This window comes from Citrobacter sp. R4 (assembly GCF_026719175.1).
In the GTDB taxonomy this organism is placed as follows: domain Bacteria; phylum Pseudomonadota; class Gammaproteobacteria; order Enterobacterales; family Enterobacteriaceae; genus Citrobacter_A; species Citrobacter_A sedlakii.
The window spans coordinates 147,782-164,063 of sequence record NZ_JAPPSU010000005.1 but is presented as its reverse complement, the minus strand read 5'-3'; the positions used below and the strand labels follow the sequence as shown (position 1 = coordinate 164,063).

Below are 16,282 nucleotides of genomic sequence, written 5' to 3'. Positions count from 1 at the left end.
TCCGGGCGGTATCCCACCATTCAGAATACAATGTTGGATGAGTTGTAACTCACCTGAAAAAGAAATTATGCCGTAAGAGGTTCACTAAGAAGGTGACGTAAACGCGCCAATAATATTTCACGACGCTTATGATAGAACGCCTCAAATCCAGCCAAAGTCTCTGGAAGTGAGTCGATTGCCTGTAAGTGAAGATGATTGGCACGGGCAGCTGGCTCCGGCCACATCACTTCGTACCATTCATGCGGTAACTTCTCACGTTTTTCATTGTTCTGGCCCCCTTCTAACAACTGTAGGTTAGGTAGCCGGTTAGCCATGATCATCCACTCTTCAATCTGTGTTTCATCGGTCATCCCTATCTTTTTCAGTTGGCTTTTGGTAAAGCGGGCTCTAGGGAATATGTGATCAACATGGAAGTGATGGGAGAAGTCATGTCCCGGAAAGAGCAGAGATAGCAAGGCAAAAGTTCGACGGTTACCATAGTCGAGTTCAACCAACGACTGTAGCTCTTCTTCATCAAAGCGTAAGCTCTTGCCACGTTCTGTCATTGCAATCGATATTTCTATCAAAGGAAACTCTTGCTGACCATGTTCCTTGATCTTGCTTCGCAAGCTAGCCAGAAGCGTATCAAGACCACTTCCCCAAATACCGGATTGTTTAAGGATAGAGCGAATTAGCCAACCTCTGATCCCCTGCCTATCAGCAGCATACTCGCTACGGGATAGGTAGCGGTTATCCAGATCTCGATGGTAGAGGTAATAGGCTATGGGGAGTAGGGCGCTGTCTGCTCCCAGATTGTAACTGTTGAAGCCGAAACTGCTGAGTAAATTGACTGCAAGAAGTAAAGCTTTACGGATGCATTCCCAATTATCTTCCAGCTTGCGCATGTTCTCTTTGCTAAAGTTCTCGACTTTAAACCCAACGCTGCCGATATCACTCAGCATCAGACCTGCTTTGAGCACCAGGTCCTTGCTAAAGGAAAAACCATTACCTATTTGGTTCATTTCATCTACTAGCTTGTGAATCTCATCACGCGCATCCAGCGTGCTCCATTGCGTTACGGCGATGGAGAGCAGTAGATCTGAATAGGAGAGTGTTGTTCCGCCACTATTCATACGGATAAAGATATTGAGAACCTTGGATAGCTCCTGACCTTCTTCCAGGTAGTAACTGATCAAAGGTTTATTGTGAATGATGTCATGAAAACGGGAAATCACTTTACCTGCTGCTGGTTTGCGTTCATCTGGCATTTTCATTTCCATGACTGACATCATTACGTCATAGGCATTCATACCGAGAATACGGGAGACTAAAAACCAATGGTGTTGTTCATCGTTGTGGCTTGCCTCATCCTCATTCAAGAACTCGAACTCATAACGAGTTCCGCTGTCAGGGTCTGTGCATTCAAAAAGATTGAGATAGAGGCGACGTTCGATAAAGGCGTCTGCACTGGACCACCATTTACCCTGAGTTTTCCAACTATAGGAACCGCGTAACCCGATGTTTAGTGCCGTCATTCGCTGCTGGCCATCTAGAACCGCGATGCGATCATTTTCACCGATAATATCTAGTTTTTTACAGTGGACTTGATCACGCTGGTGGTAGTCACGCATAAAATCATAAAATTGATACTGACGCAGATTCTCAGTTTTAATTTTCCAAAACAGGAAGGTACCAAACGGGTAGCCTTGTAGTAGAGAGTCAAACAGCTGGCAGATTTGATCTGGCCGCCAGACAAATTCTCTCTGGATTGCAGGCAAAATATATTCATGTTGTTCAACTTTGTTCAGCAGCGTTTCGATGGTGCCACCGGTTTGGTACATGTTTTATCTCTTCCCGTATGGTTGTGTTCGAAGCACTCTTTACGCCCCTTTTGATGAGAAAAGGGGCCGAGCGTTTTACATCCTTGCTTTTGGGCGCAACACTATTTGATCCGCACTCGTTTACCCTGACCTATTGCCTGTTGTAAACGGCTGCGAAGTGTCGCGAGATAGGTGTCGATATCCTGCTCCGTTTCTATAAAGATATGGCTGGCACCGAGTAATTCTGCGGGTGAAACCAGTTCGATAGGTTTAGGTATTGGTTTGTGGCTAACCACTGTCGCAGCAGAGTTATTCGCAATAGTAGTTGGCGAGCCTGATGGATCCGGTTCTCGCAAAGTACCCGCATCGCTATTAGGCGGTTCAGCCGCTTTTTTCCGTGCTGCGGCTTGCTCCGCTTCCAGACGAGCTTGAAGTTCGGCGCTGTAGCGGTTGATCAGTTCTAAGACCTTATCTTCTTCATCATCAGCCTCTTGTTGCAGGCTAACAATCTCATGTAAGGATAAGCTGTTACTGACCCGTTCTTTTAACAGATTAAAGGGACGCATTGCCTGGTTTTGTAACTCAGCTGGTAAGTCAGTAACCAGCGGTGCAACACCTTGCTGGGTTGCATTGATCGCTTCCAAAGCCGCGGCACGTTTCTGTTCTACCAGTTGCAGGTTAATGGCGATGAGTTGATCAATTAACGATCCCACCTGGCGCAGTTTGCTATACGGGGATTTATCATCGTAGATAGCCTGCAGTGCAGATAATGCTTTAGCCGCTTCTGGGTTTTGCTCCAGTGCATGGCGATTGGATTTGAATTGATCGTTGAGGGCTCGACGCAACTGTTGCCAGATATCAAACTGACGAGTGAAAAACTCCTCGACTTCTTCAAAATCTTCGGCAAAATCCTGCCATTCGTTGCTCTGCTGGCAGAGTCCATCGATTAGGGCATAACTGTTGTTGCCCAGCTCAAGCAGGCTGGCGATCAATCGACTGCCGGTAAGCAGGGTGCTTTTGCCAGGGCAATTCCCATCTTTAGCTTTAAAATCAAATTCTTTAATTAATCGCTGCCACTCGCCTAGTACGTCAAGAAGCTTATTCGCCAGCTCTTTTTCGCTGCTCTCGAAGGGTTTATTAAAAATATCTTTCGCCAGTTTAGCCGCTTTAGCTACTTGCTGTTCTGTATGCTGACGTACTCGACGAATACGCAGTGTGCTGTGGCTACGTACCGAGGTAAAATGTTCGTAGCTGCGTTTGAGGGGCAAATCACCATTCGGTGTAGATAGCGCAGCCTTACCAAGCAAGACCAGATGAGTCACCTGTAGCATTACTTCGTCACGGTTCCAGCCGAAGGGACGAGCACTGAATCGCTCTAACAATTCTTTGAGGTAGACCGGCTGATTTTTTTCATCTGCGACATTTAAAAAGAGTTCAATCTCCTTTTTTGCAGCAGCATTGGGGTCTTGTTCACCGAGATTTACATTTAGCTGTGCCATGTCATCGGCCATGATCACCGACTTCAGCTCTTGCACCGGGTTGTTACCACAGCTTTGTAGTAAAGAGAGCTTTTGGAATGAGTTTTCGATTACGTAGGCACAAGCTTCATCAAGCATATTGCTGACACTAGCCGATTTACTTTGCAGCTCATTACCGAGTGCGAATATCTGTGCTTGTTTCACCAGATCATCGAATAGTAATTTCAGACGGCTGCGACGCTGGGTGTTTTCGAGTGCTTTTTCTGCCAGCAATTTCTCTTGCTCAGGTCGTTTACCTCGTATCCCTGCCAGGAATTTCTCGGTTTTCAACCAAGTATCAAATTCAGCCCAGATCTGCTTCTCACTCGACAGGCGTACCAGAATACAACCATTTCCTTCTTGGCTCAGTGCCTTGTAGGATTGTTCGTTATAACTGTCAAAATTGGCATCCAGTGGGGAAATGACTTTGAGCACCAGATCTGTTTGTTGGCTGCCGTCTATAGAGTGGCCGTTACAAAAGCGAGTCAGAGGGTAATCCTGCTTGTTTACCGGATAGCGATACTGACGGCGATTGCCCATTACCTCTTCAAACACCAACCGGGCCAGTTGCCGGTTCTCTTCAGTTGCTTCAACCTGAGTGTGTTTGATCTCCTGCTCGACTTCTTTTTCTTCGTTAGTCAGGAATACGTATTCATCGCCATTTCTGACAATCAATAGCTGGTTTTCAAGACGCTGTAGACTGGCTTCGATTCGGCTTTTCAGTGCCACTTTATCGGTATCTATTTCTTCAATAGAGAGTGTGACCAGATTATCAATGGTGGATTTGACCAGATCGACATAGCGGATTAAAAACAGCGATTTAAGAATATTAATGTCGTAAGGATCGAGGCTTGCTTTCTCAGCCGCTTGTTCGAAGATGCGTTTAACGTTGGTATCGAGGAAAGATTCGATTGCCGGATAAAAGGCATGGAAAGGCACCAATACACCGATATCTTTGTTCATCTGCTGGCGTGCGGCATTCTGGAATGCATCCAGCAGAGAACGTTCACCACGGGAGAGATGTTTACCGGTAGCCCCCACTTTGCGGATTGCTTCGAAGACCTTTTGTACCAGCAGATACTGATAGGGAATGAAAGGGTAGTGATCAACAAACTCAACATTATCACTGTAGTTAGCAAGCTCAGCTGTAGTGCTGGTATCAAAGGTCAACTGGTTGCGAAGAATGTCGCCTTTTTGACTGAACAATTCTGCCAGGCAGTTTTTAGCGTCTTCACTTTTTTCGAGCAGACGTTTCTGTATTACCTCATTGGTATTGGACGAGGAGAGGGAAATCCTTGTGTGAAAACGCCCTTGGATCTTGGAGAAGTCCTGGCCTTTTTTAGCGCTAAGATCTCCTAGTACGGCATCGATATCTTCTTGTGAAGTGACGATTACCCAAGCTCTGCCTCCACAAGCGGTACCGATATTTTCTGTTATCGTCTGCAGTTTGAGCATCATCTGGGTGTTGTTGCCGATAAACTGTCCGACCTCATCTACCAGAAAGACCATGCGTTTACTGTCACCAGATGGATCGCTACGATCGAGATACTCCCGCACCCATTTACAGAAGTTGGCAATGTCGAGAGTAAACATGGATTCGAGATTTTCCATACTCTGCACCGATGAGGCATCTGACTGGCCGGTAGCATAGGCCCAGGCTTTTGCCATTTCATCACGACAGAAACCATAGGCATCACGCTGTTCTTCCCAGCTTGAGCCCGTGAGTTCAGCAAATTTTGCTTTGAATGGCTCGTATTGGCCACGGGAATCTAACTCACGTTCCAGGTGTGCGATATGAGGATGGTCAGCGCAATATCCCAGGCGCTCATTGAAGACGCGCAAGAAAACTTTGAGAATGGCATCTTCTTTGTCTTCAGTATCTGCGCGGCTGTCGATATTAAAGAGAATTACTTCAGTATTGCGGTTAACTGCAGCGTGGATATCACCGTAAAGAAGGGGATCGCTGATTTTCTCTTTGAAAAACTCGATGGCAGCTTTTGTTTGGCCATTGTTAACAGCTTTCTTGTTACCGAGCAGGTAAGAGAGGATCTTTATAAAGTGAGATTTACCGGAACCGAAATAACCCGATACCCAAATCCCAATTTTACCCGCCACACTAGGATCATCTGGATGGCTGACACCAGGCAGGTAGGTCTCAAAAAAGTGACGAAGGTGGCGGTCAAGTTCACGGGTCACCACATACTCGTCAAGCTCAGTCCAGATGATTTGCTCATCCAGCTGCTCGGCTTTCACCACACCATTGATTGGGCGATCCAGTTGTTTGGTAAACAGCTCTCTTATCTGCATTAAAAATTCCGTCTCTATCATTCAGCGAGACGCTTCTGCTCGCTATAACGTGATGACTCTTTCGCGGCCAAGTTAGTGGTTTGAATTCTCTCAAAAAACAAGCTTCGGCAGCAGTTTAAATTTCAGTACTTGGATGCGTGAGGCACCAGTTGGAAAGCTCGGTAGTAGTTGGCTGTTGCCACTTCTGCGCTGTCCAGATCAAAAGGATAAAGTTCGAGGCCGTTGTAACTGCCCGGATAAAACAATACCAATGGTATCGCCCCCATATGGGCATGTAATGCATTAAGCAAACTATGACCACGTAGCAATGGCCAGCATTGGCCAAGACCTGATAACAATACAAATTGAGGCGAGGCCGGAAGCACTTTATCTATCAGATGCTTAGCAATTCGACCTTGTTCAAGAGGTCCTTTAAGTGCTTTGGCTAGCTCATCGGTACCTTTTTTGCGTTCCAGATCAAAAGCTTTATCTAACAATTTACGCTCTTGCAAAATTGCCAGTACCTCTTCGAACAGATTGAGATGAGCGAAATTCAGCCCCTGCCGAGCTAGGCGAGGCAGAGTCAATCTCAGATATTCCCGTACGGTAAGTTCAAATTGAGGTGGGTAATCAAAGATATAAAAACCGATCTCACCACCGAGCTCTTGGTTCTTCAGGAAGCCTTCACTTTTAAGCCGGTCTTCGATTTGTTCCAGACGAGCTGACAATTGCGGCTTACTGTCCAGTTTCGCTCTCATCTGACTGACTCCATCACATCATAGACTTTTTGGCAGTCGAGACTGTTTGCCCACTCTCTTATCTGGGGTAGTAGGAAGACATTTTTCAGCTTTTTGCTGCGGCCTGATTCCAGATACCCGCTATCTGCGAGGATTTTAAATACATTGTTGCCCATTTTCTGGATTGAGCTTTCGGAATATTGATCCAAGCCGACAATGGCACGCTGGCGGGATAGAATAAATTCCTGCCAGTCTTCGCTGCGCAATGATTCACGAAACATCTGTCGGGCATCAGACAGTGTCGTTGCCATGAAATCGGTCAGCACTGGGGATTGGCACATTGTCGCCATTAGCAACATTTGTCTGGCTGCATCATCAGGGGCCTTTAGTAGCTCAGTCCAGAATGCCTCACCCATCGGTTGAATTCTTTTACGCAGGGTTGAAGCCATGCGTTTAACACTGTGCACTGAGGTCTTCTGCAGCACATTGTCATTTACAATAGCATTATGCCATTGATCATCATTTGGTGAGGATATCAGCAGCTCCGCGATGACTCTGCTCTCACGCAACATCAGGCTGCCACCAATGATGTCACCCAGATATTCTTTGGCGGTCATAATGGCTCCACGGTCAGGGTTTAAAAACTCCGTTATGATACGCGAAATTGGAGCATATGGCCTTATGACAAAACACATTTTGCCTTTGCTATCGACCAGCGTGATTTTTCCGCTTCAGAGGCGCAATATAAATTACCACGGATATTGCTGCACACTTGCAGGTGTAGCGATCATAAGGGGCTGTAAGGGCATCGCTCAGACCACCGTTACCTTCGAGAGCGAGAAAGGATTTGGCAAACATATTCTAGGCTCCAGCCAGCCAACACGCAGGCATAAGCCGTCCCTGAAGGGCAGACAGAAGCCATGCGGTTGGAAGGTTTAAAGGTGTTGCGAGGTAAATAACGGTGTGGTAGTAACACTATGAATTGCTGGCGTAAAAAACTGCCTTACTCAGAAGTCAGTCTTGCGTGGTCGCCCGGTTGCTGGTCGTTCAGGGACATCATTGCAGCCGAACAGCAGCAGGCCATGTTTCTGCTGAATTTTGGTCATATACGCCAACACCTGTCGGATGTTGTCGATACTGTCTGGTTCGCTGTAACGCACCGGGATATTGATATTGGCTCTGTAATGTTTTTTGTATTCACTGCGATGTAAGCCCCCTTCACCTTCGGTAATTAACGTCCAGAACTCACGGGCTTTCTCAGCCCAGGGATAAACATTCCGACTACGGTTGCCATCTACCCAGAAGACTACGTGCGCATGGTAGTGATGGTCTTCTGTCCATTCGATAACCCAGAAATAACCCACGACTGCGCCTATTTGCATCATGTGATCCATGAGTAACCGGAGATCCCTCTCAAGATGATGGTGGCTTTGCAGGTAGTACTTAGCGGTGTGATGCTGATAGAACAAGTCGACTCGGAGTGCCCGCAGGCAGGCATAGCGATCAACCATTTCGCAAATATGGATGTTAAGGAGAGATTCCAGATACCAGTCTGGCTCCCATTGCGGTTTATTTTGCATAGAACAGATTCCTTCGTGCTGACAAAGATCAGCAGATGTGAGGAAGCCTCCGTAGGGGAAGGCATGACGCAGTTACTGACAAGGCTTTTGAAAGATTTGGTAATGGTGGGATTAATCAGGGTGAAGGATTAAGAAGGAATGCCTATTAATAATACTAATAACCGATATTAATATTCACACTCACTATTGCCTTCAGAACCCTTGCAGGGCAAGGCATCAGACCTGATTCAGTGGTTCGGCTGTCGTCCGCCATGCAAAGCAGACGTACTCGTCCATCAGACTGGTCAGTATAGGGTTTTCTGCCTGTCGGTCATTGACCCAGCTATCCATCTCTTTGTCTTTTTTGAACCTGAGATTGTCGGTCCAGTCATCAAGGCAATTACCAAGCATCAAATCGTACCAGCACAGCCAGACCAGCTTCAGACGCAGCTCGCTACCGCTGAACTGGCGGAACAAACTGATGAGCCTCTTTGCCAGAGGACGCTGTTTTAAACGCACGCACTCAGACAGCAGAATACCTTCCAGCATGGGATGGTGAGCCAGCAGATGTTCCTGGGTAAATAAGCTGACGCTCAGATCATCATTGACCGCCAGCGATGCTGCTGCTCTGCCATAAATAATCCGGTGCAGGCACTGGGGGACAATAGCAATAACCTCTTCCTCTCCCGGAAACTTAAGGCTGCCAACCGTCAGGGTATGATGGTGGTAGATATTCTGGTGGCACATACCCGATCTTACCGTCAGCTTCGTAAAATCGGTCAACCAGACCTGGTAATACTTATAAAGCTCTTTGTAACGAGGTTTGTAATCTTTCATGGTCCATATTTCTTCTGGCTTAAATTGCAGACAGCAGAAAACCTCCGGAGCAACCGGATAATCATTTTTATGCTGTCGGTTTAGTTAACGCGGGTAGGGTGAATTACATACGGGACTGGTTAATACGTTCCTGAAGCCAGGCTTCCACCTCACTCTGTAGCCATCGTGAGCTTCGCCCAAGTTTGATCGGTTTAGGAAACTCACCGTCTTTGATGAGCTTGTAAAACCACTTATCGGTTAACCCGGTCAGACGTGTGATAAAAGCCATATCGACAAACTGATCTTCAAGCAGGGAAGGTTTAATGGTCATGACTGGACTCTCCGGTAGCTAAAGGGGACCGGAGTCGGTTTATGAATTACTGCTGCCCGCTCCGGCATAGGTACCGGTGGTGCTGTAAAAAAGTGTCGCTAGCTTATTCTGTTTTTCTGGGGCGGCCCTGTCTTGCAGGTTCAGGAATCTCATTACATCCCCAAATTAGATAACCATATTTTTGGTCTTTTTTGTTAGATAACTGGCTATACGTCTGAGACTGTTTATGGCTTCGTTATTGTGATATTCAACAACATTATTAATGTTGTCCTGATGATATTCCTTTGGTTTGCATCGCTGGTATTTTCCCTCGCCATAGGTAATTTGATGCCACAGTTCCCCTGCCTTTAAAATGAATGGGAATGATTTCTGATGTTCCCGGCCATTAAGATAAAAAATAGCATGCGCATGAACTGCCCCTTCTAATATCCATTCCAGTACCCAGAAACTACCGATAACGCCAGGAAGGCTAATCATTGTCTGAGTAAGCTCTCTGAGGTCATCCTGTATTTCTATCGAGGAGTTACGAATGAATCGATTAGTACCCCGCTGATAATCAAAATCCATTCGAAACGCCAGTATCTTGGCGTGACATGCCAGGATCTGATTAAGATGATGGTTGATCAGATTCAGCAGGAAGTCATTAGGGATGATTTTCTTTAAATGTGGGTAATGTTTTTGCATTGTTCAGTTCCTTTGGATGAATTCAAAGGAAATGGCTCATCTGTTTTTTGTCTCTTTAAGGATGCTTGTAAAACAGGATTCAATCGCTTTTGACGGATGTTTATCCTCTCGTGGTGGGGATGTTAGATGTCTATCAATTGAGGTCTACTCTCTATAATACCAATTAACCTTAATTATGTTTTAACCTGATAGACGTCTCCGTTTTCCTACAGTTTTTACATTCATACAACCTGTTACCCTTGGCTGTCGTTGGGGGGGCGCAGAGACAATTTTCAGTATTTCCGGGGAGGCGCTCTACATGACTTAGGTCAAAGTTTCTCCGGTATGATTGAAATCAAGGCATGAAGTACAGGTGTAGAGGCTTATGATAGTCAAAAAAATAACGTAGTATACTACGTAGAGTGCTACGGCTTGTTCTACGATTGTTGTTACGTTTGAGGTTATGATGAGTGCAGGAAAACGAGTGACCAGTCTCTGGACGAAAAGAGTAAATTTATGGCTTTACTGGGATATCTTCCGCTCAGCATTAATGCATGTTGATGAGTCTCGTGAATTAGTGGAAAGAATAGGTGATGCCAATCTTTTCAAAGAGTCTTGTATTAAATATATGAATAAAAAAGAAATGCTTAAGTATAGGAGTGCGGAAGATTTCTTTGAAAAGAGTAGGCGAGAGGTTGAGGGTAAGTTAATACCTTTTAGTGAACTTGAGTGGATTGATTGTGAGCGTTCGTTGTCATTTGTTGCTAATTACATTCATGCCGAATATAAGCTATATGCAAATAATAATACCCCCTCTCTCCTTGATATCACTTTACCTGAATGGAGCCTTGATTCTGATAAGGGTGGCGTAAATTATGACGGGTTAATTCTTTTGATAGACCATCAATGTCGTGTATCAAGTTTTATCCATATCCGCTCAAACTTAGAGCGCTTGAGAAATTCCTGGCTCCGTATCCAGAAAAAATTTGGCAATCCGTTTTGGTTCTCATCAGCCAGATATGATGCTAAATACCTGGCAGATTATCAGTGGGTAATGTCTTACTTCGATAAGAACAAAATGATTAATGGTAATGTGGATTTTTGGTTTGAAAAAAATTTGAATCTGAAAGTTCACTCAATCTTTGATCAATGGGTTGAGAATAAATCCGATGCTGAAGGTGAGTTGTTTATTATAAAAACAAAAAAAGCATGGGGTCAGAAAAAATTCAGAGATAGTGTTGCAAACAAAAAAGTTCTCAATACCTATATTAGCAAAGATAGTAAGAGACAACTTGATTATCTGGCAAGCCAAAATGAAATGAAAATCAATGAATTGATTGAGATGCTGATCAATGATGCATACGCAAAAGCTAAACTGAAAAGTTGGGAAAATTAAAAAAGATCACAGATATATATCATCACTCTGAACATATCCCATTAACGGCAGAACCTCTTAGTTCTGCCGTTTTTGTATACTTTTTTCGGAGGAGCAATAATGAAACAATTTGACGGTCTGCAGTCACTGCAGCAACCGCTTTCCGGCCTGCCCCAGTGGGTCTCTGAACGCATTCTGCAGCAGATAAATCAGTTAACCCACTACGAGCCTGTAATAGGCATTATGGGGAAAACCGGAGCAGGCAAGAGCAGCCTGTGTAATGCCCTGTTTGCTGGGGATATATCACCGGTCAGTGATGTGGCGGCATGTACTCGAAAACCACTGCAGTTTCGCCTGCAGCTCGGCAAACGCTTTATGACAGTTATGGACCTACCCGGTGTTGGAGAGTCCGAACTCCGGGATGCTGAATATGCCGCACTCTACCGTGAACAACTTCCCCGGCTCGACCTGGTGCTGTGGTTGATTAAGGCCGATGATCGAGCACTAGCGGCGGATGAACATTTTTACCGGCAGGTGATTGGTGAAGCATACCGGCATAAGGTGTTGTTTGTTATCAGTCAGTCCGACAAGGTTGAACCCACCAGCGGTGGTGAAAAGCTGTCTACAGAGCAGAAACAAAATATCAGCCGCAAAATCTGTCTACTGCATGAGTTGTTCCAACCTGTAAACCCTGTCTGTGCGGTGTCGGTACGTTTGCAATGGGGGCTGCGGGTAATGGCTGAACGGATGATTCATTGCCTGCCGCGGGAGGCCAGTAGTCCGGTGGTGGTACAGCTTAGTGATCCACTTCGTACCGATGCCATTAATAAAAAAGCCCGTGACGATTTTGGTGAAACGGTCGGCTCGGTGTTGGACACAGTAAGTTCCATGCCCCTGATACCGTCCCCGGTTCGGACTGTCATCCAGTCTGTACGCGACATCGTGGTATCGGTCGCTCGTGCAGTCTGGAACTTCTTCTTCTGAACATTAACCCTTCTAACCCGTAGTTTCCTGAGCCCTGTCGCGATTGATCGGTAGGGCTTTTCTGTCTTTATTTTCCCATCATGAGGAGTCTGCTTATGACCCGTCTGGCTTCGCGCTTTGGCGCATCAAATCTTATCCGTCGTGACCGTCCGTTAACCCGCGAAGAGCTATTTCGTGTAGTGCCCAGTGTTTTCAGTGAGGACAAACACGAATCTCGCAGTGAACGGTACACATATATACCCACGATTTCTCTCCTTGACAGTCTGCAGCGCGAAGGCTTTCAGCCCTTCTTTGCCTGTCAGACCAGAGTGCGTGACCCAGGTCGCCGCGAGCACACAAAGCACATGCTGCGCCTGCGTCGGGAGGGACAAATTACCGGCAAGCAAGTCCCGGAAATCATTCTGCTCAACTCTCATGACGGCACCAGCTCGTATCAGATGCTGCCGGGATTATTCCGCGCGGTATGCCAGAACGGGCTTGTCTGCGGTGAGTCGTTTGGCGAGGTGCGTGTGCCGCACAAAGGAGATGTCGTGAGTCAGGTGATTGAGGGGGCGTATGAAGTGCTGGGTATTTTTGACCGTGTGGAAGAGAAGCGGGATGCCATGCAGTCGCTGATGCTGCCGCCACCTGCACAACAGGCTCTGGCACAGGCTGCACTGACGTACCGTTTCGGTGAGGACCACCAGCCAGTGACAGCACCTCAGATACTCTCCCCACGCCGCTGGCAGGATGAGAGCAATGATCTGTGGACCACATATCAGCGTATTCAAGAGAACCTGATTAAGGGCGGGCTCAGTGGTCGGAGTGCGAAAGGCGGGCGAACGCATACCCGCGCCGTGCGTGGTATCGACGGAGATGTGAAGCTCAACCGGGCTCTCTGGGTGATGGCTGAAGCGATGCTGAGTGGGTTTCAGTCCTGAGCTTGTTATCAGCATGTTAGGTAAGGACACTCCCTGTCCGTTTTACCTCCACTGGGTTGAGTGTTTTTTCACCGTATTTCACGATGTGCCGCGTCGGGCCTGCTTCCGGAGGCAGATAAAAAATAGTTCATTCCATGTCCATACCCTGTCCGCCCCCCTCTTTAGAATCATTTCATATTCAGTCAGTTAACTATTACGGAGATTCAAGATGACACAGGCAGAGCGCCGTCATGACCGGCTGGCTGTCAGGCTGTCACTGATAATCAGCCGCCTGGTTGCCGGTGAAACGCTGAACATGACGCGGCTTGCTGCAGAGTTTGGAGTGTCAGTCCGTACCCTGCGACGGGATTTTCGTGAACGGCTGATGTACCTCGACCTTGAATATCGACGGGGGCAATGCCGCCTGCGCAGCACCGGTGGGGGCGTACAGGGCGAGCTGGATGCGCTGACCTTTGCTCACCGGGCAGGACTGGCCGATATCTTTCCGGGGCTGGACCGACGTCTGGCGGGCATGCTGCTCACTGCAGGAGGGATGCCCTGTCTGGTATGGCAGCCGCCACAGTCTGCGTCACCGGCCAGCTCACTGGTCTTCTACCGTCTCGTCAGTGCCATTACCGCCAGCCAGCGGGTACTGCTGCTGGCCGAGGGAGAGCGCTGTGACGGGCTGGCCCCGTACCGCCTGATATCACTCGACGGCTGCTGGTACCTCACTGGTGAACTTAACGGGTATATCACCGTGCATCCTCTGGCGACCATCCATGCGGTGACAGTCCTCAACACAACGTTCACCCCGCGAAAACGTCTCAGCCAGTTAACCACACAGGCGGGCTTTATCCGGGCCCTTCCGCACTTCAGCTGTATCCGCGAAGTCCTGTCTCCTGGCCCCCCTGAGGAGGAACCGGACAACACACTGATTTAATTATCTCTGTTAAGAAGGAAAAACAATGACCTGGCATTACGAGAAAAATGGCATACGTCACGACAATGTGACCGAAGACGACATCACTGGCCTGATTGCGCGCGTTGAACTCACCGCTGCCACGCTGGTGTGGCGACAGGGTATGCCGGACTGGCAACCGGTCTCCGCCACCCCGCTGGCTTCGGCGCTGCTCCACAGCACCACACCACCAGCGCTGCCGGGGAACCGCATTCCGGGTGGAGTGGTATGGACGCTGGCATTTGCTCCCTTCATTGGTTATGCGCTTGAGCTGTGGACTGCAGGGCTGAACGGAATGTCTTTTGACGAGGCATATGAGGCTGTCTCGGGCGGGCAGTACTGGTTTATCACGCTGCTGCTCAATATCGCTCTGGGGTATCTCGATGAGCGACGCCTGCGTAAGGCCGGAGTGGATACCACCATGTTCGGCAAACTGGCCTGGCTGGTGCCGTTCTATTTGTGGCGTCGGGCGAAAACCCTCGGTCAGAAACCGGCTTACTTCTGGGTATGGCTTGTGATGCTGGCCCTGACCGTATGGGCCTGAATCACCGCTACCTGATACTTTCTCTGTTAAGGACCAACGTAATGAAAACACTGATTAAAATACTGGGCATTACCGGTAGCCTTCTGCTTTGTGCAGGGGCTCAGGCCCAGCCCTATAACCGGACGCTACCTGCAGTCGTCAATGACAACAACGGGAATATTTTCTGGTGTGATGCGCATCGTCAGGTTACCGGAAAATGCGAAGCCATGTCTGTTGACCGTCAGGGCGGGATAGTCACGGTGCGTTCAGCACCTTTTAAAGACTGCGAAGGCGGCCTGTGGGGCTGGATAACTATCATGCGCAACGATGTGTCGAAGGGATTCACCATTACTCCGGACAAGAAATTCGGTCTCACCGTAAAAGACCTGTGCCGTCCGGGCACAGTAGTGACCTTTAAGCCCAACCAGAAGAAGCCTGAATATGACGACCTGGTGGCACTTTACCAGGGCAAAGAGCTGTTTCGCTACCGGCGTTTCTGATAACACCCGATATCAATTTCTCTCATTTTGCCCGACAGCGGGCTGGATTAATTCAGGAAGAAAACCATGCTGAAAATGATAACCTCTGCTGTACCCGCCCTCATCCTGTCACTTGCCGCATTCAGTGCCGGTGCCGCTCAGCTTCCGGCAAGCCTGATGGATAAAGACAATCCCGGCCAGGAGTACTGGTGCCAGGGAAACGACATCAATACCTCCGTGTGCTCACTGACCGGTGTCAGCGACGACCATAAATTTGCCCTGATTCAGGACCTGCCGGGCCCGGCCTGTGAAGACCTAAGCTTCGGGGTTATCGACCTGGTGCGCCAGACCGGTGTCAACATTTCTTACGACGGTGGTGACTGTAAGGGCGATGTGCAGGCCGGGTTTGTGCGCAGCACTAAAGATAATGCCCTGTATGTGAAAATTGTACGGGGCAGCAAAACCCTGCGGCTGTATAAGGTACAAACCGGTTACTGATAATCACCCCACACCTGCATACACTCATAGCCCCTGACGCTTCTGCGTCAGGGGCTTTTGCTTTTAAGGTAGATCGAATGTCTGAATCTCACATGCTGCCACCGGGACCTTTCACCCGACAGCAGGCCGAAGCGGTTACCCGCCGGTATCAAAATATCGCTATTGAAGACGACCAGGGTAGCCACTTCCGCCTAGTGGTTCGTGACTCTGAAGGTCGAATGGTCTGGCGGGCGTGGTGCTTTGAACCTGATGCCGGTGAAGGGCTTAATCGTTATATCCGCAAGTCAGGCATCCTCAGAGTATCCTCCTCCTGACCACATCCATTCATCATCCCTGCAAGTCCTTTATTTCCCATACGCCAGCCTTCGTCGCTGGCGTTTTTATTGACGGAGAATATCCATGACGACACAAACTCAATGCGAATTGATATCCGCTAATGAACCTCAATTTGCCCTTACTGCAACACCAGTACCTGACGAACAGCGTCTCGATTTCTGGCCGCAGCACTTTGGCTTCGTCCCGCAGTGGATAACGCTGGAACCCCGTATTTTCGCCTGGATGGACCGCTTCTGTGATGAGTACAGCGGCGGTATCTGGTCCTTTTACACGCTCAGTAATGGCGGCGCGTTTATGGCACCTGATGCTGACAGTGACGATAAATGGCATCTGTTCAACGGCATGAGCGGCAATAGTGCGCAAATGAGCGCGGAAGCCGCCGGTATCGCGGTCTGCCTGATTGAATACAGCCATCACGCCTGCCGTACAGAGTGTGACGCAATGACCGCGCACTATTACCGCCTGCGGGACTATGCCCTGCAGCATCCTGAAGCTCAGGCCATTCTGCGCATCATCGACTGA

At 48.2% G+C, this 16,282-nt stretch carries 17 protein-coding genes and 1 pseudogene; 9 read left to right on the top strand and 9 right to left on the bottom strand.

What is annotated here, in order from left to right; translation table 11 throughout:
* Positions 1-65 precede the first annotated feature (65 nt).
* From OOJ60_RS13180 to OOJ60_RS13145, 9 genes and pseudogenes are all read right to left on the bottom strand, one after another.
* The gene (locus tag OOJ60_RS13180) at positions 66-1,820 is read right to left on the bottom strand and encodes a DUF262 domain-containing protein (RefSeq protein WP_079805578.1); all 1,755 of its coding nucleotides are present in this window, start codon (positions 1,818-1,820) and stop codon (positions 66-68) included.
* Between the two features lie 101 nt (positions 1,821-1,921).
* Positions 1,922-5,644, bottom strand: a complete 3,723-nt coding sequence (brxC, locus tag OOJ60_RS13175) for a BREX system P-loop protein BrxC (RefSeq protein ID WP_233470897.1) — start codon at positions 5,642-5,644, stop codon at positions 1,922-1,924.
* A gap of 101 nt (positions 5,645-5,745) precedes the next feature.
* Positions 5,746-6,360 (bottom strand): DUF1788 domain-containing protein, encoded by a 615-nt coding sequence (locus OOJ60_RS13170; RefSeq protein ID WP_001201808.1) that lies wholly within the window; start codon positions 6,358-6,360, stop codon positions 5,746-5,748.
* Positions 6,357-6,956, bottom strand: a complete 600-nt coding sequence (locus OOJ60_RS13165; protein WP_062933985.1) for a DUF1819 family protein — start codon at positions 6,954-6,956, stop codon at positions 6,357-6,359. The genes OOJ60_RS13170 and OOJ60_RS13165 overlap by 4 nt, the downstream gene beginning before the upstream one ends.
* Positions 6,957-7,113: 157 nt before the next feature.
* Positions 7,114-7,197: pseudogene (locus OOJ60_RS24850) on the bottom strand (putative zinc ribbon protein); the annotation flags it as partial.
* Positions 7,198-7,346: 149 nt separating this feature from the next.
* A complete protein-coding gene (locus OOJ60_RS13160; RefSeq protein ID WP_038879444.1) occupies positions 7,347-7,919 on the bottom strand; it encodes an inovirus-type Gp2 protein in 573 nt (190 codons plus the stop codon).
* Between the two features lie 216 nt (positions 7,920-8,135).
* Positions 8,136-8,735, bottom strand: a complete 600-nt coding sequence (locus tag OOJ60_RS13155; protein ID WP_205612703.1) for a hypothetical protein — start codon at positions 8,733-8,735, stop codon at positions 8,136-8,138.
* A 103-nt stretch (positions 8,736-8,838) separates the two neighbouring features.
* Positions 8,839-9,045, bottom strand: coding sequence for a helix-turn-helix transcriptional regulator (locus OOJ60_RS13150; protein ID WP_038879451.1), 207 nt, complete (start codon positions 9,043-9,045; stop codon positions 8,839-8,841).
* Between the two features lie 165 nt (positions 9,046-9,210).
* Positions 9,211-9,729 carry a hypothetical protein gene (locus OOJ60_RS13145; RefSeq protein ID WP_233470896.1) on the bottom strand — a complete coding sequence of 173 codons (519 nt, stop codon included), beginning with the start codon at positions 9,727-9,729 and terminating at the stop codon, positions 9,211-9,213.
* Between the two features lie 463 nt (positions 9,730-10,192).
* Between OOJ60_RS13145 and OOJ60_RS13140 the strand changes: the two genes are divergently transcribed.
* The 9 genes from OOJ60_RS13140 to OOJ60_RS13100 all read left to right on the top strand — a co-directional run bounded on the left by OOJ60_RS13140 (position 10,193) and on the right by OOJ60_RS13100 (position 16,282).
* Positions 10,193-11,104 (top strand): hypothetical protein, encoded by a 912-nt coding sequence (locus OOJ60_RS13140; protein ID WP_228751173.1) that lies wholly within the window; start codon positions 10,193-10,195, stop codon positions 11,102-11,104.
* 99 nt (positions 11,105-11,203) lie between these two features.
* Positions 11,204-12,067, top strand: a complete 864-nt coding sequence (locus tag OOJ60_RS13135) for a GTPase family protein (RefSeq protein WP_205612702.1) — start codon at positions 11,204-11,206, stop codon at positions 12,065-12,067.
* Between the two features lie 95 nt (positions 12,068-12,162).
* A complete protein-coding gene (locus OOJ60_RS13130; protein ID WP_180791979.1) occupies positions 12,163-12,987 on the top strand; it encodes a DUF932 domain-containing protein in 825 nt (274 codons plus the stop codon).
* A gap of 208 nt (positions 12,988-13,195) precedes the next feature.
* Positions 13,196-13,906, top strand: coding sequence for a DeoR family transcriptional regulator (locus tag OOJ60_RS13125; protein ID WP_032686432.1), 711 nt, complete (start codon positions 13,196-13,198; stop codon positions 13,904-13,906).
* 25 nt (positions 13,907-13,931) lie between these two features.
* Complete coding sequence (locus tag OOJ60_RS13120) at positions 13,932-14,468, top strand: DUF4339 domain-containing protein (RefSeq protein ID WP_205612701.1); 537 nt, start codon at positions 13,932-13,934, stop codon at positions 14,466-14,468.
* A gap of 41 nt (positions 14,469-14,509) precedes the next feature.
* On the top strand, positions 14,510-14,947 hold the full coding sequence (locus OOJ60_RS13115) for a hypothetical protein (RefSeq protein WP_205612700.1): 438 nt from the start codon (positions 14,510-14,512) through the stop codon (positions 14,945-14,947).
* A 66-nt stretch (positions 14,948-15,013) separates the two neighbouring features.
* Complete coding sequence (locus OOJ60_RS13110) at positions 15,014-15,424, top strand: hypothetical protein (protein WP_205612699.1); 411 nt, start codon at positions 15,014-15,016, stop codon at positions 15,422-15,424.
* 77 nt (positions 15,425-15,501) lie between these two features.
* Positions 15,502-15,738, top strand: coding sequence for a DUF905 domain-containing protein (locus tag OOJ60_RS13105; protein WP_071602627.1), 237 nt, complete (start codon positions 15,502-15,504; stop codon positions 15,736-15,738).
* Between the two features lie 85 nt (positions 15,739-15,823).
* Positions 15,824-16,282: an antirestriction protein gene (locus tag OOJ60_RS13100; protein WP_032686429.1), complete on the top strand. Its 459-nt coding sequence runs from the start codon at positions 15,824-15,826 to the stop codon at positions 16,280-16,282.

Excerpts from the sequence above, each read along its gene's own strand:
- brxC (WP_233470897.1), bottom strand. The coding sequence starts at position 5,644 with ATGATAGAGACGGAATTTTTAATGCAGATAAGAGAGCTGTTTACCAAA.
- OOJ60_RS13110 (WP_205612699.1), top strand. The coding sequence starts at position 15,014 with ATGCTGAAAATGATAACCTCTGCTGTACCCGCCCTCATCCTGTCACTT.
- OOJ60_RS13155 (WP_205612703.1), bottom strand. The coding sequence starts at position 8,735 with ATGAAAGATTACAAACCTCGTTACAAAGAGCTTTATAAGTATTACCAG.
- OOJ60_RS13160 (WP_038879444.1), bottom strand. The coding sequence starts at position 7,919 with ATGCAAAATAAACCGCAATGGGAGCCAGACTGGTATCTGGAATCTCTC.
- OOJ60_RS13125 (WP_032686432.1), top strand. The coding sequence starts at position 13,196 with ATGACACAGGCAGAGCGCCGTCATGACCGGCTGGCTGTCAGGCTGTCA.
- OOJ60_RS13170 (WP_001201808.1), bottom strand. The coding sequence starts at position 6,360 with ATGAGAGCGAAACTGGACAGTAAGCCGCAATTGTCAGCTCGTCTGGAA.
- OOJ60_RS13130 (WP_180791979.1), top strand. The coding sequence starts at position 12,163 with ATGACCCGTCTGGCTTCGCGCTTTGGCGCATCAAATCTTATCCGTCGT.
- OOJ60_RS13105 (WP_071602627.1), top strand. The coding sequence starts at position 15,502 with ATGTCTGAATCTCACATGCTGCCACCGGGACCTTTCACCCGACAGCAG.
- OOJ60_RS13145 (WP_233470896.1), bottom strand. The coding sequence starts at position 9,729 with ATGCAAAAACATTACCCACATTTAAAGAAAATCATCCCTAATGACTTC.
- OOJ60_RS13135 (WP_205612702.1), top strand. The coding sequence starts at position 11,204 with ATGAAACAATTTGACGGTCTGCAGTCACTGCAGCAACCGCTTTCCGGC.
- OOJ60_RS13115 (WP_205612700.1), top strand. The coding sequence starts at position 14,510 with ATGAAAACACTGATTAAAATACTGGGCATTACCGGTAGCCTTCTGCTT.
- OOJ60_RS13165 (WP_062933985.1), bottom strand. The coding sequence starts at position 6,956 with ATGACCGCCAAAGAATATCTGGGTGACATCATTGGTGGCAGCCTGATG.
- OOJ60_RS13120 (WP_205612701.1), top strand. The coding sequence starts at position 13,932 with ATGACCTGGCATTACGAGAAAAATGGCATACGTCACGACAATGTGACC.
- OOJ60_RS13180 (WP_079805578.1), bottom strand. The coding sequence starts at position 1,820 with ATGTACCAAACCGGTGGCACCATCGAAACGCTGCTGAACAAAGTTGAA.
- OOJ60_RS13100 (WP_032686429.1), top strand. The coding sequence starts at position 15,824 with ATGACGACACAAACTCAATGCGAATTGATATCCGCTAATGAACCTCAA.
- OOJ60_RS13150 (WP_038879451.1), bottom strand. The coding sequence starts at position 9,045 with ATGACCATTAAACCTTCCCTGCTTGAAGATCAGTTTGTCGATATGGCT.